At 58.2% G+C, this 16,851-nt stretch carries 19 protein-coding genes; 1 reads left to right on the forward strand and 18 read right to left on the reverse strand.

The features are described from left to right. Window positions 1–294: 294 nt before the first annotated feature. Entirely contained in the window at window positions 295–684 is a 390-nt protein-coding gene (locus SOM39_RS04400; RefSeq protein ID WP_307106446.1) for a hypothetical protein, read from the reverse strand. A gap of 271 nt (window positions 685–955) precedes the next feature. Here SOM39_RS04400 and SOM39_RS04405 point away from each other — a divergent pair, with 271 nt between their 5' ends. Next, window positions 956–1,210, forward strand: coding sequence for a hypothetical protein (locus tag SOM39_RS04405; RefSeq protein ID WP_307106444.1), 255 nt, complete (start codon window positions 956–958; stop codon window positions 1,208–1,210). 205 nt (window positions 1,211–1,415) lie between these two features. Here SOM39_RS04405 and SOM39_RS04410 read toward each other — a convergent pair whose 3' ends face one another. From SOM39_RS04410 to SOM39_RS04490, 17 genes are all read right to left on the reverse strand, one after another. After that, window positions 1,416–1,685 (reverse strand): hypothetical protein, encoded by a 270-nt coding sequence (locus tag SOM39_RS04410; RefSeq protein WP_320457586.1) that lies wholly within the window; start codon window positions 1,683–1,685, stop codon window positions 1,416–1,418. Window positions 1,686–1,991: 306 nt separating this feature from the next. Next, window positions 1,992–2,219, reverse strand: a complete 228-nt coding sequence (locus tag SOM39_RS04415) for a hypothetical protein (RefSeq protein ID WP_320457587.1) — start codon at window positions 2,217–2,219, stop codon at window positions 1,992–1,994. Window positions 2,220–2,271: 52 nt separating this feature from the next. Next, window positions 2,272–2,661 carry a hypothetical protein gene (locus SOM39_RS04420; protein WP_320457588.1) on the reverse strand — a complete coding sequence of 130 codons (390 nt, stop codon included), beginning with the start codon at window positions 2,659–2,661 and terminating at the stop codon, window positions 2,272–2,274. After that, window positions 2,658–2,987 (reverse strand): hypothetical protein, encoded by a 330-nt coding sequence (locus tag SOM39_RS04425; protein ID WP_320457589.1) that lies wholly within the window; start codon window positions 2,985–2,987, stop codon window positions 2,658–2,660. Before SOM39_RS04425 ends, SOM39_RS04420 begins: the two co-directional genes overlap by 4 nt. Window positions 2,988–3,449: 462 nt before the next feature. After that, entirely contained in the window at window positions 3,450–3,626 is a 177-nt protein-coding gene (locus SOM39_RS04430) for a hypothetical protein (RefSeq protein ID WP_320457590.1), read from the reverse strand. A 425-nt stretch (window positions 3,627–4,051) separates the two neighbouring features. After that, window positions 4,052–4,330: a hypothetical protein gene (locus tag SOM39_RS04435; RefSeq protein ID WP_320457591.1), complete on the reverse strand. Its 279-nt coding sequence runs from the start codon at window positions 4,328–4,330 to the stop codon at window positions 4,052–4,054. 14 nt (window positions 4,331–4,344) lie between these two features. Continuing rightward, entirely contained in the window at window positions 4,345–4,566 is a 222-nt protein-coding gene (locus tag SOM39_RS04440) for a hypothetical protein (RefSeq protein ID WP_320457592.1), read from the reverse strand. Between the two features lie 846 nt (window positions 4,567–5,412). After that, window positions 5,413–5,562, reverse strand: a complete 150-nt coding sequence (locus tag SOM39_RS04445; RefSeq protein ID WP_320457593.1) for a hypothetical protein — start codon at window positions 5,560–5,562, stop codon at window positions 5,413–5,415. Window positions 5,563–5,595: 33 nt separating this feature from the next. Beyond that, window positions 5,596–6,039, reverse strand: coding sequence for a hypothetical protein (locus SOM39_RS04450; protein WP_320457594.1), 444 nt, complete (start codon window positions 6,037–6,039; stop codon window positions 5,596–5,598). Window positions 6,040–6,606: 567 nt separating this feature from the next. Further along, window positions 6,607–6,981, reverse strand: a complete 375-nt coding sequence (locus tag SOM39_RS04455) for a DUF6869 domain-containing protein (RefSeq protein WP_320457595.1) — start codon at window positions 6,979–6,981, stop codon at window positions 6,607–6,609. A gap of 460 nt (window positions 6,982–7,441) precedes the next feature. Then, window positions 7,442–8,143 carry a hypothetical protein gene (locus SOM39_RS04460; protein ID WP_320457596.1) on the reverse strand — a complete coding sequence of 234 codons (702 nt, stop codon included), beginning with the start codon at window positions 8,141–8,143 and terminating at the stop codon, window positions 7,442–7,444. A 93-nt stretch (window positions 8,144–8,236) separates the two neighbouring features. Further along, the gene (locus SOM39_RS04465; protein WP_320457597.1) at window positions 8,237–8,899 is read right to left on the reverse strand and encodes a hypothetical protein; all 663 of its coding nucleotides are present in this window, start codon (window positions 8,897–8,899) and stop codon (window positions 8,237–8,239) included. Between the two features lie 137 nt (window positions 8,900–9,036). Further along, complete coding sequence (locus tag SOM39_RS04470; protein WP_249833005.1) at window positions 9,037–9,417, reverse strand: hypothetical protein; 381 nt, start codon at window positions 9,415–9,417, stop codon at window positions 9,037–9,039. A gap of 923 nt (window positions 9,418–10,340) precedes the next feature. Next, window positions 10,341–10,808 (reverse strand): hypothetical protein, encoded by a 468-nt coding sequence (locus tag SOM39_RS04475; RefSeq protein WP_320457598.1) that lies wholly within the window; start codon window positions 10,806–10,808, stop codon window positions 10,341–10,343. 443 nt (window positions 10,809–11,251) lie between these two features. Beyond that, the gene (locus SOM39_RS04480; protein ID WP_320457599.1) at window positions 11,252–14,290 is read right to left on the reverse strand and encodes a spermine synthase; all 3,039 of its coding nucleotides are present in this window, start codon (window positions 14,288–14,290) and stop codon (window positions 11,252–11,254) included. 283 nt (window positions 14,291–14,573) lie between these two features. Then, window positions 14,574–16,307, reverse strand: a complete 1,734-nt coding sequence (gene pilB, locus SOM39_RS04485) for a type IV-A pilus assembly ATPase PilB (protein ID WP_320457600.1) — start codon at window positions 16,305–16,307, stop codon at window positions 14,574–14,576. Between the two features lie 56 nt (window positions 16,308–16,363). After that, the gene (locus tag SOM39_RS04490; protein ID WP_320457601.1) at window positions 16,364–16,774 is read right to left on the reverse strand and encodes a pilin; all 411 of its coding nucleotides are present in this window, start codon (window positions 16,772–16,774) and stop codon (window positions 16,364–16,366) included. Between the last annotated feature and the right edge of the window lie 77 nt (window positions 16,775–16,851).

The raw sequence follows: 16,851 nt of genomic DNA on the forward strand, positions 1-16,851 counted from the left end.
ATTAGCAAACGGCTCAATAGACACTCAATCTGGACTTAACCCTTCCGGCTTCGACACCCATTAATGCACCAAGCCCATCTCCGACGACTTCACCAAGGCGCCTTGTGCAAGGTGACCACAATGCTCCCTTAGGTAATCAGGGTCTCCAGTTATCAATCACCGTGAAAACCGATCCGGTCATCCCCCCGCCCAGATCCACCCGATCTTGGATCAGCACCTCAGTTCCGTCTTCGTACGGCACCGCGCTACTCCTCGGGAGCCTGATGATCACGCCCTCTCACGCTGAAGGCAAGATCACCGCTTCTTCCAGAGAACGGTCTCGTCGCCGAGATCAAGGTCGGGGCTACCGGCCAGCGTCTCTAAAAGATACGCAAAGTCTGCCCGTCCGGCCTCTCCCTTGTGCGCTACCCAATCACTCAGCCTGACCTCGACCAAATCCAGATCAGCGTAGTACACCGGTCCAGGGCCAAAACCGGGATCACGAAGCCCGCTCGCTTCGATGTCCGACTGACGTCGCGGGGACCAGTTGACGTATATCTGCTCGTCCTGGGCATACTTGACGTGCACGTGTGGAGCCTGAACTTTCCCGCGCTCATAGATTGAGCACAACGCCCGCAAGAACGCGATCAGTCCCTTCCATCCATTCCCGGGACTTGATTTTTCCATATCCGGATACACGATCACTGCCCCTGTCCGTGTTGCACAATCTCAATAATACCCAAGACGGCCACCATCAACAGCAGGGCAACGAGTACGCCCCACAGGCACATTTGCACAAGCGCAGCGATTGTCGCCGGCCTGCGCAAGGAACCAGTTCTGATCGCCAGCACGCACCCGCAACACCTTCGACGGCGGCACAGTCCCCTGCCTGTCGATACACGGCCGTTGGCTTGAAAGCGCCGACTTCAAAGTCGGCGCAAGCGTAAGCGTCGAAGCAACCCAGAGCAAGCTGATCGTGACCCTGATTGAGTACCCCGAAGAAGCGCGCCGAAGCACCTCCACGGCCTTCCAGAAAGACGTCGCCAAGCAGGGCCGCACCACCCCGGACAGCCGAATTATCATCGAGAACCCCGTCTGGCTGTTGCGCGAACTCATCCTCGCCCCGATGGGCGCTTCCACCCTGGACTTCGCCCACGCCATCGTCGTATCACAGGACTTCGCCGAATGCTTCCTCGCAGGCGACCAGGACGTGGATCTGGATCTAGCATAGCGCCTTGGGCCGTGCTGCAAAACTTCCCAAGGCTTGTGGCTTGAGCTTCAGCTAAAGCACCGATCAATACGGTGAAGGACTGCCGAAGACACGACAAGTCTCTACACGCCTGGGATTCAGTTCAGGCATCCCGAACAGATCAGGAAGGCGTGCATGAAGGAAGTGCAGCAAGCGGCATCTTCGCCACCAGCCCAGCGACGAGCACCTACCATTGAATCCGCTGACCGGCTTCGTCTTCCAGCAGCTCGTCTCCTATGATCGACTTGGCGAAGTCAGTGGCCAGCTTCTCGGCTTGCTGTGAATCCATGCCAGCAATTTCAACTTCCCTTCCCCAAAATGGCGATAACCGAACTCTGCATCGATACTCCGTTTCACCAGCAACGGATTCGGGCGTCGATACACATACTTCCGCTGCTATTCGAGCATCGCCACGCCTGATGTACCCTTGAATTTGAATAATCCATTCTTCCGACATTAATTATCCCAGGTGTCAAGCGGTGAAATTGGTCGGCCAGAGAGGCAGGTCGCGTATCTTTCGGCTGCTTGTGCGTAGCAACGCATCCCCGCCGATGGTCCCCGCGCCCTTGCTACTCCCCGACACGTCGGAATATCCACTAAACTGACACTCGGTGCGACAGACGACCGGCCAAACAGCCATTCCAGTCACCACAGCGGCACCGTACGCGCTCCACAGGAGCCCCAGCACCGTACCGGACTCACGCACGAACCGCTGCATCATTGCTCCCCATGAGGCCTCTTCCCGTCCAGACCGCAAGGCGCCTCAACCACGCCGAATTAGCGAGAAATCAACACTGGGAACCGGAAAATGCACCAAGCCCATCTCCGATGATTTCACCAGGGCACCTTGCACAAGGTGACCCCAATGCTCCTTTGGGTAATCAGGGGTGTATCTCCCGTTATCAAACACCGCGACAACCCATCCGGTCATCCCCCCGCCCAGATCCACCCGATCATGGAGCAGCACCTCAGTTCCGTCTTCGTACTTCACTGCTACTCCTCGGGAGCTTGGTGATCACGCCCCCTCACGTTGGAAGGCAAGGTCAACGCTTCTTCCAGAGAACGGTGTCGTGGCCGAGCTCAAGGTCGGGGCTACCGGCCAGCGTCTCTAAAAGATACGCAAAGTCTGCCCGTCCGGCCTCTCCCTTCTGCGCTACCCAATCACTCAGCCTGACCTCGACCAAATCCAGGTCAGCGTAGTACACCGGTCCAGGGCCAAACCCGGGATCACGAAGCCCGTTCACTTCGATGTCCGACTGACGTCCCGGGGTCCAGTTGACGTATATCTGCTCGTCTTGGGCATACTTGACGTGCACGTGTGGAGCCTGAACTTTCCCGCGCTCATAGACTGAACACAGCGCCCGCAAGAACGCGATCAGTTCCTTCCAGTCATTCCCGGGGCTTGATTTTTCCGTATCCGGATACACGATCACTTCCCCTGTCCGTGTTGCACAATTTCAATAATACCCAAGACGGCCATCATCAACAGCAGGGCAACGACTACGCCCCACAGGCACATTTGCACAAGCGCAGCGATTGTCGCCGGCCTGTGCAAGGAACCAGTCTTGATCGCCAGCACGCACCCGTAGAAGGTGTCGCGCATATCGCCGATGTCTCTGGACGCCAATAGGGGCAGCTTGGCGAGAACTTCCTCGCCCGCGGTCTTCTCCGCAACTCGACGCGCAAGAATCACCGCGCACGTTCGACTGATGACGATGGCCACGGCGATGTAGAAGAGATAAAAAACGAACTTATCCATGATCATCGCCACCAATCCAACCGGCCAGGTCGCCTATGCGCACCGATTCGGAATCAACCTCGCAGCGCGTTGCAATACTACTCATTTTCAGACAAAGCTTCCATTGGCCTGCAACCGGCAGGTCGCGTTCTCATTTCCCATCCAAGACCGCGCTCGAACCTCTCAAGGTTGAGACCCGCCGTCTATCCCGTCCCACCAGAAATCACAGTACAAGGCATGGATCAGCACCCGCCGCCCAGAGCCAGACTCGGCTGCGCGAACAATGGCGTAGTCAATATACCCGTAGTGCGTCCAGTCGAAGAAGTCCACGAAATCAAGCTTGGGAATATCTGCCACTGCAACCCGCTCGTCCTCGCTCCAGTAATTTTTTCCATCGGACCCCGCGCTGGCAAACCGGACAGGCACTTCCCGGTACACTGATTTTGGCTTCACGATGAGGCCACCAATGGCGGAGTGCCCGTATTAATCTGCAACGGTACTCCCCTCGAGGACCATGCTGCGCAGCAGCTCTCGCTCGATCTGGAGGAAAGAATCCTCCACCGCCATGTCCAGAACACCTTCGCCAGGCATCAGGTAGGAATTCCAGATATGCCGGCTTGCCTCCTTGAATCTCTGCATATGACCCGTTATGTCTTTCATCCCCGCATCCCTTCAGAAGCCCATCTACCAATTCCCGCGTGTCCCAGACTTCGAACTGGCACCCACGCCCGAGGGAAGCATACGACTTCCAGAGCACGGCAGAACGGCCACACCACTACACCGTTCGCGCCCACACCTATGCGTGGATGGACACTTTCGGCGGCGGCACCGCATCCAGCTTAACGATACACGGCCACTGGCTGGAAAGCGCAGGCTTCAAGATCGGCGTAAGCGTAGGTGCGAGGCGACTGTCGGCTAGCTGGTCATCACGCGGGTGGAGTTTCCCGAAGGAGCGCGGCTGCGCCACTCCACTGCCCGAATGCTTCCTGGCCTGTGACCACGATGTGGATCTGGATCTGGCCCAGCGCCCGGGTCCGTTCATTTCCCCTTTTCAGTCGACGACCATACGTGCTTGTGCTCCCCCTTTAATACACGTAAACGTGGAACCTAGTCTCCTTATCCAACCTTTCACCCAGACGCTCCGCCAGCTCAGGCCCTTCAACGACGTAGTCCTCCAGGGCTATAGAACCAGAAGCCTCTTCTTCACCAGCAGCCCTCACAGCTTCAATGCGAAGAGACAGCGCCGAGCCGGTCTCACTACTCCCGATGAGCTGAAACATCTGCCCGACAGACGGACGCGAATCAAGCTCAACAAACCCCGTCACGTTTCCGTATGGCTCCGTCGGTGAGGAGTACAGCGACATATCGACATGGAATCTCATAAACGCCCCCAAGGATCCGGAACAATCAGACCAATCGCCATTCCTTCTTCAAGGCTCATGTCGCAACCCGCCATCTCTCCAAGCACAATCATGTCAGCAATACTAGCGAGCAGCCCTTTGAGGTCAGCAGCGTGACCCAGCCAAGTGGTGATTCTTCCCGTAATACCATGATTACCTTTGGAAAAGGGATGATCACACAAGCTGCGGTCATGCAGCATCTCACCCTGTTGTCCGCGCGTCCGCAACCTAGTAGACGTCGACAAAGAACTTGTGTACTTGTTCCAAACAGCGTGCAAGCAACTCGGCTTCGGCGAATCCGTCGGCGACATGGTCCTCCAACATCAAAGTTCTGGGCTGATCTGGATCAGCCTCCAGTACCGCGTCCACTCTCAGCGCCAATTGAACCCCATCCTCTCCCTCTCCAAACATCTGGACCAGCTCCCCCAACGCGGGGGCGGATGGCATTTCAAGATACCCAGTAACGCAGCCATACGGTTGAGTGGGAGAGTAGAACAGGGAAAAATCAAATCTGAATTTCATCATCTGCCCCAAGGATCTCATGCCCCATTACCGACCGCGCCAAAGACCGGACGCGGCTAAAGACCGTTGATGACATCGACCAGCTTCCCAACCTCATCAAAGGCATAGTATCTCTCACCGCCAATGCGGGTGATGCATCTACCTTCATAAGGGAAGCTCGGGGACGCTTGAACAGTCCAGCCAGATTTCGTCCTATAGACCGAGAAATCGCACCTCGCACCCTCCACTTGGGTGCAGACTTTTTCGGACTCAGCCCGCGCAATAGCTATAAGCTGCAGCTCGAAATCCGTTGCATTCTTCGGCTTGACAACTGTTCCGCACGCGACCTCAGGCCTCGAGCAGCCAACTACGAGCACGCCAGCTGAAATAGAAAGCACGATCAACCATGAAGGCATTCGTTGCCTGATCGACATCTGGAAATGCTGGTTAGTGCCGAAGTAAGCAGATACGCGATGATATCTGGAGCTCGATATCCAACAACCTTGTTACCACCTTCCAGCCTGTGACCTTGTCCGCGCCAGATCTCAGCTCACGCCATCGGTGTATTTCAGGACTTCACCGAATGTTTCCTCGCTGGCGACCAGGACGTGGATCTGGATATTGATCTGGCACAGCGTCCAGGGCCGTTCTGCCGAACCTCGCAAGGATTGTTGCTTGACCTGCAACTCAAGCACCGCTCAATGCGCTGACCCCGCCCCAGCCGGCCCCTACAAAGCCATATCCAGCGATGAAGGATCAAAGTCATCTGCCTCGATCCTCAGGCAAAGGTCATAAGGAGAGCCCGGGCTGAAAAATGGCCTTACAGATAGACTCGCCTCAACCCGCGAGGCGTCAACCCAATCCCCAATGTGGGCGGCCAGACCAAGCAGGTCGCTCAAAGCGCCTGCGATCCAATGATCATCGATTACGGCGGAGCTCCATGTACCAATCTCCAGGTAGTCGTACGGCCCAAGATTGCGGTGGCAGGAAACCCAGTCATTCTCTTGATCAGAGGCGTAGTCACGCATCTCAGTGACGAGCGAGCGAAGTCCAGCTTTGGATCCAACGATGTTCCATTGCTTCGCCTCATCATCCCGCTCGTAGTGGTATCCAAGCTTCCTCCATTCCGCCTTGAACCAATCGTCTGAGAACATCTTCACTGTACCAATCACCCTCTATTCCTGAGCATGGACACGGAACGTTGTCACGAGAAGCGGAAAAGCAGATACATGTTCAGGATGGCCAGGCCGGCGGCAGACAATCCACATGCCAATTTCCTGGGAGGCGCCCCCCATGCCGCTGCGCATCCGGCCGCGCCCACCGCAACCGTGAACGCGAACACCAACAGTGCCATCTCGACATCAGGAAACCATGCCGCATAACAAGTTGGCATGCTCCCTACTGGGCTGGGTAGCGATAGATCCGAGGTCCACTCCGTTCCTAAATCACCGTCCGGACAGAAGCGCAGCAAAAGCATCGCCCAACACTCTGATCGCATTCCTACTGTAGACCCAAACCCTGTGGGATTGAGACGATGAATCGTGCGCGATTCGAGGCAAATCCGGAGAGGGCAAGACTACCTCTGCAGCACCAAGCAGTTTCCACACCAACGCGATGCACCAAGCCAAACACTACACCTCCACGTTGCCCGCGGAAGCGCATTGCCGCTGAATGTCGCTGACCTTTGCTCAACGCACAACCTTTTCCATCGCAAGTTCAACAGAACTGAATTCGCGCGCTCACCGTCTCTTGGTTAGAGACGTCAGCCCTTGTGCGACTTCCGGCGACAGTGCATCGCGCCACACATGGGTCAAGACAACCAAAAAGGCCTTCTTCTCGGACATGTACGACTCAATAGCGTTCAATGCAAATTGGCCATGCAAGCCCAACAGCGTTTCCACGGGACCAGCCCCCAGATTTTCCAGCACCCACGGATCGGAGCTCAATTCAAATATCTCGACAACCGATCCCCATGCCTGTTCTGGATCCTCAATACACATCATATTGAGCTGAATGGCAGACCATTGGGAATCGCTTTGTAGAGCGGAGCCATCGGTGGCGCTCTGCAAGGCAACCCAAGCACTTGCCAAAGCATGGCGGTCCAAAAATTCCATCAACACTACCTCGGTGCAGGCTGAGTCGGGACTGGCTTCGTTGCCCACTCCCAAGCGTCGGAAGGATAACCTTTGCAGTTCATCGCGTCTGCCACCTCAAGGTTGCCGCGAAGATTCACCTGCCAAGATCGGAACTGTTGCTGGTGCCCCGCCCATGACGTCTTTCCGGGATGAAGTTCGTATCCGAGGTCCACTCCGTTCCCAGATCACCGTCCGGACAGAAGCGCAGCAACAGTCCGCGCAGCGACGCCAGCAACATGAATAAAGCCACGAAACTGACAAGGGCGGCGGGTACTACTGCTATCCATCACAACGCGTTGGTCATGGTGATTCCTTCGAGCGCGAGGAAGGGCCGTGCCACAGACGACAGGAAGCCTTTGATTCATTTAGCGACGAACAACAAACTACGACCATGGGCGTACCAAACAACAGCATCACGGCAAGACTTCCCGGGCTGTCATCACTGAACAATCGAGACGCGCGTCGCTACTACTTCAATGAAACCATCGCTGACGTACATCCTGATCATGTTCTGCTTGCGGTGTACTATGCAGCTTCGAACATTGCCAAACCGGTGGTCGCCCGCCAGCGAGGCGACATCCAGCTTGGCCAGGCAAGACGTCACACCACTGAATGCGATCGTCACGGGCTGGGGGTCTGAGGTCATGCCTCCCTTGCGCATGAGCATATTCATGGAGCAAGTACCGACGGCAGGCGAGAAATGAATCGATTTCAGATGTGAGAAATCGAACTCTACGTCCTCGATCTTCTTGAACCCGCCGCGGCCAGTCCGGCCGCACGGCGTTCCTGCTGCATCCATTGGCCGAGACATTGCAGCCAACCGCACATCACAACCAGCCGCCTCGACGAGTCCTCCTGCTAGGTAGAGCCGAAGACTTCCGCGTGAGGTGTCAACGCGGCCATCCTGGATGTTCCCGGAAGAGGCGTTGTCAGCCAACTCCTCAAAACCAAATCGCCCGAAGAAGTCCTCTGTGCCCGTACAGGCGAGCAAGCACGCTGACCTCGCCCTACCCACCTTGTAGTCACCAAGGCATAAATCGATCTCGCATGTTCGCTCAACGATTGATAGGGAGACTGAATTGATGACGCCATCATGGAACTCGACATCATCAAACATCTCCTGACACGTCACTTCACTCACGCCAGCCTCCCGCAATAACAAACCTGAAATCCCTATATGAGCAATCCAGATACTACACGCCACATCCGAAGGCACCGACCGGAGGCGAGTGGTCTACGATTCTCCAGCCAAGCCACCAAGCTCGTCCAGATGGATGGCAAGGGAGCGCGGCTCGACATACATGCAGAGATGCTGGGCAGCACCTGCCCACCAGTCAGCCAGCCGCGCCACGTCAGGCTGGCCGTAATGCAGACGACGAGTGGCAACTGCCACTTCCTGCAAGAGCACGCTGGGGGCGTAGGCAGCGCTTGCGAGGTCTTCGAGCCTTCCAGGAAGACCACCAAATTTGCTGTCGAGCTCCACGTCCCATCTGCTTTCAGGCTGGAATGGAATCTCGCCGGCACCGAGCAGTTCCAACATGTTGATCACCACGGCCACCACTCCCTCGCCCAGCGCAGCGCGGGCGTCAGCCCCGAGACCGAGGGCCATCGCACGAATCAAAGCTGCCTTGAGCGCCCATCTCTGGTCACGAGATAGCAGCGAATGACCGGTGATTGAATCCACCAGCCTACGGAGATCCCGCGATGCCTTTTCATCCAAGCACGCCTTCAGCTCCTTCATGAACTGATCAAAGGTCGCCGCCTTTCTGGTGGGCGACAGATCCACCAAGTAGTAATCAGTGGATCCCGAAAGAATGTCCGAGGCAGCACGTCTGGCGACGTCCTTCGTCAGCGCTAATGAAGCCTGCCCGCCCCTCCATTGACCCAAGGAGAACATCCAGGTTGAGAACCAGTCGGTTGAGAGCAGGAAGATGACGTCATCTGTTTCATCAGAGATCTGGAGCAGTTTAGTATCCTCGTGACTTGCCAGGAAGCGCCCCCGTAGGTCGCCACCCTACGACCACCTCCGCCACATCAATGAATCGTAAAGGGGGCCGAGATTGAGCGGCAAGTGAAGTCCTCGTTATAGAACAGAATTGCGAACTCACCCTCCGGCAGTGAAGGTTGATCTGAAAACAACCATTTCTTCACATAGAGCGTCGTAGAGCCTGCGGGCTCAAGCTCCAGCGCACCCGCTGGCGCCCTCGAATGCCCGAGATCGGGATCATCCTCCCGCCATTCCGAGGTCGCCGAATCTCGTCGAAGCACACGTACGTAGTAATCATCAACCAAGGAGCGGCCAGGGTCTCCAAGAGGGATATCGCTGGAACGCGCACCTGAGCTACGTATCGTGAACTCTCCTCGAGCCTGCAACGAGCCCCGATCCTTGACGCCGACGAAGTCGATGTCCAGCAAAGGGCACGCTGCGTTACGACGAAGTTCAGCGGCACAACCTTGGACTAACAGCACAGCCAACAGCAGGACACTCCCGCTCAGCCTCATGGCACACCCCTCGAATGTCGACCACTGTCATCCCACCTGCGCTTAGACGCAGAAAAAGCGTCGTACGCTCCGGCTTCCACTATTGACTGAAGCCTGCCTCTATTTGCGTCTGAGCACTCCCTTTCAGTGGAGTACACCACTCCCTTCAACTCCTGCTCAAGCGCTGCCGCGCGCCCTTTGGAAGAAGCTCCCGACGTCGGACGCTTGCATGGACGGTATGTAGTCACTTCATAGACGCTGGCCTATTGACTAGGTGGAAGTAGCTTCGCGAGATCCTGCACGCTTATCGCAGTCGACCTCACCTGGCACATTGTGGCAATCGAAATCAGCTCCACCATGACCATGGCTTCCGGAATGTCATTCTCCTGAAGGACGCGCTCGATTCCAATATGCAAGTCGACGGTCCCACCTGGATTGACGACCAGAGCCCCTCCCCATGGAGGTAACGAGCCCGCTTCAAGGATAGGCACCCATCCCCGCATATTTAATTCGCGGGTGTAGTTCGAGTTGCGGGTGTAGATTTGGTACGCGCCCCAATGCAGGAGGGGCACGCGAGAGGCGGAATTCGGCTCCCATAGCGGGAAGTACACAGTCACATCGCCGAGGTTCCGAAGTGTTAAAACGCTTGTACGCAGCTCGGGCGAGCCTTCCGAATGCTTAAATTCGAGCTCCATCGGCGGGCATTGGCAAGACGGAGAAGCGCCCACCCTCCCAATCGGAATCGAGAATGCACAAACGAGGGACACACAGATCACCAGCAGGTATCGGATCATCAAAGATCTCTCCAGTTCAATCAACACCCATCGCCTCAGCCCGCGCAAAAAGTGAGAAGTAAGTCACCATTCCGTCACGTCATGCTTTCGACTTAAATCCCACCGGTAAATTGAACCCATCATCGCTGGATAAAAGCCGGTACGCACAAAAGACTCCATAGCGTCTCTATTGTTCGATTCGCACTCGGCTTGGCTCTGATACGCCTGAAGCCTCAAAAATCGCTCATAGGACTCTGCGCTAGCTTTCTCACCAGCACTCCAGGCGTTGATGTCACCCACATGATCCAGCTCTTTGAGCCTCACCTCCATCGCATGGCCCGGTGAGCTGTACTGATCCGGCCTTCGAAGATAGACAACCGGGGTCAAATCGACCTGAAACTCGTCAAGGCTGAAGCTTGCGCCATCGCAGACGCACCTTGCGCTTATGTTCCAATCAAGCGTGGTGGCACCGCCCAACAGACTAGAGAATTTCCGTTCCCGCACCATCATATGGATCCATCTGTGCCGCGCAGTTGACTTCTCTAACGCCATTTCCACTCGCCCGGTACCCGGGCTTGTACATGGTTTCCGCCTCTTGATCCTTCACCACATACTGGTGCATCAGCACCGAGTCCATGTAACGAGATACGCGGGCCTTGGTCCAGAGGGGGCCATATGTACCCGCCTTGGAACGAAGCTCGGCTTCGGCTTGGCTGAGCGTTGGGAAACACTTGCCCTCGAAGCAGAACTTTGTTTCGGCCAGTGGCTGTTGCGCTGCAGATGCAACGACTGGAAGCAGCGAAAGCACTAGCAGCAAGAGAATATTCTTCAGGACGCGCGCGGGCACAACCACCTCTCTGTGGATGGGCAACTGCGGGCGCAGGAATGAGCGCCCACTGACGTTTGACGCATTAGTCTTTTCGAATGGCGCTTATGGAAATGAGCGCCACGTCTCGATTTGTGAAAAAGCCGGGACCATGGTGCCGATAGCCGCGCTACGGGCTACGCCCTCCGTGTTCAGCACGCGTCGCCAGCAGCGTCATCAACCGCAGCGAAGGATTGCCCTGCGCCTTCCGGTCCAAGCGCGACCAATAGCGCTGCATCAACTGCTGAGCGACGGCAGGATCGCCCTCTGACAGTGCTGCGTACTGCATCGCGCCCATGATGTAGTAGCCAGAGACGCCATCCTGCAGCAGTGCTGCACCATGCTCGCCGTCCAACAGCTCCAGGCCCAACTCGACTACGTCGCGATGCCGATCTTCCGAGGCGGCCGCTACCAGGCCGAGGGCGGCCTGGACGGTGGCATCATTCGAAGGGCAACGCAGCCACGTCGGCTTGCCCCAGATGCGCTCGAGCCGCGCGGAGTCCAGGAACACTACGGTTTCCGTCGCCAGCGAGAAAATCATTGTGGCCGTCCGCTCCGGTCGGCTGTCCAGTTCGCAGGCAGCCGCCAGCCCGCGCAGTGCGTCCACTTGCAATGCGTCGAACTCGGACATTGCTGAGGGCGGCGCCTTGCTCCCCTCCACCAATGCAGCAAATACCTCCTGAGCGGCCTCAGCCTGCCGAACCGACGCGAGCGATAGACGGTTAGTGCCAAACGAACGGTCGCTTGCCGGCATCGGGCCACCGAGGCTGCGGACCAACGGCCACGGAGCCGAGCCCATTGCATCGAAGTCTGCCACCTGGGTACGCTGGAACCGAGCCACCGGCGCCTGGAGCTTCAACACCGGGAACATGTCGGAGTTCATCTGGTGCGGATAGAGCGCCAGATAGCCTTCCAGACCACGGCGATTCAACACTTTGGTGTCCTGCAAAGCACGCAGGTCGGTCACGCCGATACGAGCAAGATCGGCAGCCACCAACGGCTGGCGAAAAATGTCCGCGGAGAGATCAGGGACCTCTCCGTGCGGTGAGGCCACTAGAATCAGATCGCCCTCGTTGGCCAGATACGCCTTCGCATCCTTGAAGTTGACCAGCATGGCCGAGAGCACCGAGTTGACCAGCTCAGGGGTGATTTCATACAACTGCAGCCATTGAACGAACAAGCCATCCTGATTGAGCTGCTTCGGGATGTACTGATAGAACTCGGTACTGAACAAGGATGCGGTGCCACCGACCCACGGATTGGAAGGCTCGGAGATGATCAGGTCGTACTTCTTGGGCACCGAGGCAAAGTACGCCTTGGCATCGTCAATGATCACGTGCGAGCGCGGGTCGTTGTACGCCCTCGAAACCCGGTCGCCGAAGTGGCGGGCACCCTCGACCATTGCCGGCTCGATTTCCACCGTATCCACCGCGCCTACTTTTGCGTGCCCCATGAGCGTATGCGTGGTCATGCCCGAGCCAAACCCGATTACACCGATGCGGTCGTAGTGCTCACGCATGGACAACGGGATCGCGGCGAGCAACACCATGGTCGACTCATCGGACGTCGGCGCCTGATCGGCTTGCAGCGCCAGGCCGGCATCCACCTTGCCGTTGGTGGAGATCATCCGCACGGGTCCGTCCTCTTCATTCCGTTCGATGACGGCAACAGTCGCGGTCTTCCCATCCTTGAAGAACACCGTCTTGGTGTCCGCGCCCAATGACGTGGAACCGAAGCGATACACCGATGAATTCAGAACGGCCGGATCGAAGGTAACCAGCCAACTGGCAGCCAGTACCGCAGCAGCAGAAATCGCCGCCGCCGGCACCATCGGTGGCAGCCGCCAACGGGTCGAGGCCGGCGCATAACGAGCCAGCAGCACCAGACCCAGACCGATGTCGAGCACGGCAGCGCTCAGCAGCGCGTACTTCAGGCCCAGCACGGGCATCAGCAGATGCACCGCGGCGAGTACGCCAATGATTGCGCCCAGCGTATTGAATGCGTAGGCCTGGCCGATCGATTTTTCGCCATGGCCCTGCCGCAGCAGTGCCAGCGTGAGCAGAGGCAGCGTCATACCGGCAAAGAAGGCTGCGGGGAACATGACGAGCAGCGCGATACCTGCACTTGCCACGTTGAATAGGCCATATCCCTCCGCACTGTGCACGATGACCATCATCAGCCATCCGACCCACTCGAACGCGTTGGCATAGACGAACATGGACGCCAATGCGGCGACACCCATCCACACCTGGATCCAACCGGCAGTCGCAAGCGGTGCGGTCAGCCTATCTGCACGGTTTTTCAGCCAGAGCCCACCCAGCGCGATGCCCAGAATGAAGGCCGCCAACATCAATTCAAACGAATGGATCGTGGTTCCCAGTGCCAGCGAGAGCATCCGGATCCAGGTGATTTCATAGACGAAGGATGCTGCCCCAGTGAGACCGGCCACGAGCAGAATGAGCAACGGCCTGGAGGCAACCGCGCCGGTTGTGCGCGCATCCACTGCAGGCACGAGGGCGGAATCCGGCGCTAGTGGTCGCTCCTGCTTGCTAAGCGGATACACCATCACCGCGACCAGGATATTGATGAGCCCTGCCGAGAACACCGTGCCCGGCATGCCGATCGCGGGCAGCATTACATACGTCGAGGCCAACGCACCAATGGCCGCGCCGAGACTGTTGGAGAAATACAAGCCTGCCAGCACCCGGCCCTCCGCGTGGGTCTGCAGGCGGATGTAGCCAGCACTCATCAGCGGGAAGGTCGCACCAAGCAGAATGCATTGCGGCAGCACCATCGCCGCCGCCAGCAACCAGCGAACGTTCTGCAGCTGCCCTGACGGCAGCATCGGCAGCACTTGTGCGTAGGCCCAGCCGGTCACACCCTGATAAATGCCGTCGAAGCTCAATCCGAGCAGGCCAATGACGACCTCAATGAGCGCATAGGCGAGAAGCGGCCGACGAATTCTGCTGCTCCATCGGCTGACCAGCCATGCACCGATCGCCATGCCGCCCATGAACAGAATGAGCACCAGCGATTGCGCGTAGGAGGAATGACCCAGGAACAAGCCCAGATACTGCGTCCAGATGGACTGGTAGATCAGGCCGGAGAAGCCGGACAGCACGAATATCCACAACAGCCACGTTCCAGCCCTGCTCTTAACCAACGTCATGCGTGCATCCCCATTGCCTATCACAAGGCCAAACGAACTGCATTGAAGTATGTCGCCAAGCACGGCGCCGCATTGAAGCGGCGGCAGCGGCTGGCAATCGAAGGTTGGGCCCAGCTCCCCGCCGGGCAATGTTGCTTGTGGATGGTAGCAGGTGATCGCGGCAGGATCAGGGATTGGGCACCAAACGGGTGCAGCGGACGGGGCCGTGCGTCCCAGCCCCGTCTTGGTTTCTTGCCGGGCAGAGCCCGGCCCTACCTATGCGTTTCTGGCGAAACGAAGGAGCTTAGTCCTTGGTGACGCGGTTGATCTCGGCCAGGCTGGTGGTGCCCGCGCCCGCCTTGATCAGCGCAGATTGGCGCAGGTCCTTGATACCGGCACGTTGGGCAGCTTCAGCGATCTGGATCGCGTTGCCACCGCCCAGGACGATGACCGAAATTTCCTCACTCATCGGCATGACCTGGTAAATACCGGTACGACCCTTATAGCCCTCGGTACACTCTTCGCAGCCAACCGGCTCATACAGGGTGATGCCGGCGTCCAGCTGGGCCTGGGTGAAGCCCTCGGCCAGCAAGGCGTTCGGCGGCAGGTCCACCGGCCGCTTGCAGTTGTTGCACAGTCGGCGCGCAAGACGCTGAGCAATCACAAGCGTGACCGAACTGGTGATGTTGAACGGTGCAATACCCATGTTCATCAGGCGCGCGATGGTCTGCGGACCATCGTTGGTATGCAGGGTGGAGAGCACCATGTGGCCGGTCTGCGCTGCCTTGACGGCGATCTCGGCCGTTTCCAGATCGCGGATTTCGCCGACCATGATGATATCTGGATCCTGTCGCAGGAAGGATCGGAGCGCGGCGGCGAAGGTCATGCCGCGCTTGACGTTCTGCTGGACCTGGTTCACGCCAGGCAGCCGGATTTCTACCGGATCCTCCGCCGTGGAGATGTTGCGGGTTTCGTCGTTGAGGATACCCAGCGCGGTGTAGAGCGATACCGTCTTACCCGAGCCTGTGGGACCAGTGACCAGCACCATGCCGTAGGGCTTATGAATCGCTTCCAGGAAGAGCTTCTGCTGCTCGGGCTCGTAGCCGAGCTTGTCGATGCCCAGCTTGGCGGCACTGCCGTCGAGGATACGAAGCACCACCTTTTCGCCGAACAGGGTCGGCAGGGTGCTGACGCGGAAGTCGATCTGCTTGGACTTGGAGAGGTTGAGCTTTATGCGCCCATCTTGCGGTACGCGCTTTTCGGCAATATCCAGCTGCGACATCACCTTCAGGCGTGCAGCAATGCGCTGGTTCAGCTTCACCGGCGCCTTGGCCACGTTCTTGAGCAGCCCGTCGATGCGGAACCGCACGCGGTAGTCGTCTTCATACGGTTCGAAGTGGATGTCCGATGCGCCCTTGCGGATGGCATCGACCAGCACCTTGTTGACGAACTTCACGACCGGGGTGTCGTCCCCCTTGGCGTCGTGACCGGAATCTGCCCCAGCTCCACCCTCATCATCGCCGCCCGACACATCCAGGTCGGCCATGCCGTCGTCGTCGCCGCCGCCAAGGGAACCGCCCAGGGTGTCATGCTTGGACTGCCACTGTTCCAGCGTGCGGCGGATCTGCTCCTCGTCTACGAGAATCGGCTCGACCACCAGATTGGTGTGGAACTTGATCTCGTCAAGCGAGTGAGTCGGATCACTGGTACCCACGAACAGCTTGCCACCGCGTTTGAACAGCGGCAGCACATGATGCTTGCGCAGCAGCTCTTCACTGACCAGGCTGATGGCGCTCTGCGCACTGTCGAATACCGAGACGTCCAGCAGCGGCATGCCAAATTCGAGCGCATTGGCTGCGGCCAGCTGCGCCGGGGTTACCAGCTTCTTTTCAGCAAAGTACTGCGGCAACGGCTGCTTCGCTGCGGCCGCCTTGGCCATCGCATCGCGCGCTGCAGCCTCATCCAGCGCACCGTCCTGCACGAGACGACGGGCGATACCGGTGATGCCGACGAGATTGGCGGTCACTACTGCGTTCATAGGGGCGTCACGGCTGATTGCTCCGGGGGCTACAGCTTAACCCAGAGAATGGGAAATCAATTGCAGTTGCGGGGGCGGATACGCTCGGCGAGGCTGGGCGCTTCGCAGCTCCACTGGCCGCCCGCATCCCGATTCAAGCTCAGGCTCGCACCCACCACTTGCGGGTTTCCCACCACGACGCAGCTGATCTGCGCCGAACCGTCGGCAGCCAGGGAGGCGACCACGGTCGAGCAATGACTGGTAGGGGTGGCGAGGCCGACGTAGGCGGCGTCGACCAGAGACGCATTGCCTGTCGCCAGCGCCGACTCAACCCCGTTCTTGCCGGGCGCGATCTCGGCCAGCGCGGCCGTGACCTGGGTCTTGGCGACATAGCCCTGGTAGGCGGGAATGGCGATCGCGGCGAGCACCGCGATGATCGCCACCACGATCATCAGCTCGATCAGCGTGAAGCCGTTGGACCTCTGCATTGAAACGCTCCCCTATCGTTAATCAGCAAGGAAAGCAGAATTCGTGCCAAGTTCATTGGGGCAAAAAAAAAGGCCCC

This window comes from Stenotrophomonas sp. CFBP8994 (genome assembly GCF_034044835.1).
Taxonomy (GTDB): domain Bacteria; phylum Pseudomonadota; class Gammaproteobacteria; order Xanthomonadales; family Xanthomonadaceae; genus Stenotrophomonas; species Stenotrophomonas rhizophila_A.

Bases quoted from the DNA above. Each gene is read 5' to 3' on its own strand.
- SOM39_RS04410 (WP_320457586.1), bottom strand. From the start codon at position 1,685: ATGTCGGAAGAATGGATTATTCAAATTCAAGGGTACATCAGGCGTGGC.
- SOM39_RS04425 (WP_320457589.1), bottom strand. From the start codon at position 2,987: ATGGATAAGTTCGTTTTTTATCTCTTCTACATCGCCGTGGCCATCGTC.
- SOM39_RS04430 (WP_320457590.1), bottom strand. From the start codon at position 3,626: ATGAAAGACATAACGGGTCATATGCAGAGATTCAAGGAGGCAAGCCGG.
- SOM39_RS04435 (WP_320457591.1), bottom strand. From the start codon at position 4,330: ATGTCGCTGTACTCCTCACCGACGGAGCCATACGGAAACGTGACGGGG.
- SOM39_RS04440 (WP_320457592.1), bottom strand. From the start codon at position 4,566: ATGCTGCATGACCGCAGCTTGTGTGATCATCCCTTTTCCAAAGGTAAT.
- SOM39_RS04455 (WP_320457595.1), bottom strand. From the start codon at position 6,981: ATGGAATTTTTGGACCGCCATGCTTTGGCAAGTGCTTGGGTTGCCTTG.
- SOM39_RS04465 (WP_320457597.1), bottom strand. From the start codon at position 8,899: ATGTTCTCCTTGGGTCAATGGAGGGGCGGGCAGGCTTCATTAGCGCTG.
- SOM39_RS04475 (WP_320457598.1), bottom strand. From the start codon at position 10,808: ATGGCGTTAGAGAAGTCAACTGCGCGGCACAGATGGATCCATATGATG.
- SOM39_RS04480 (WP_320457599.1), bottom strand. From the start codon at position 14,290: ATGACGTTGGTTAAGAGCAGGGCTGGAACGTGGCTGTTGTGGATATTC.
- pilB (WP_320457600.1), bottom strand. From the start codon at position 16,307: ATGAACGCAGTAGTGACCGCCAATCTCGTCGGCATCACCGGTATCGCC.
- SOM39_RS04490 (WP_320457601.1), bottom strand. From the start codon at position 16,774: ATGCAGAGGTCCAACGGCTTCACGCTGATCGAGCTGATGATCGTGGTG.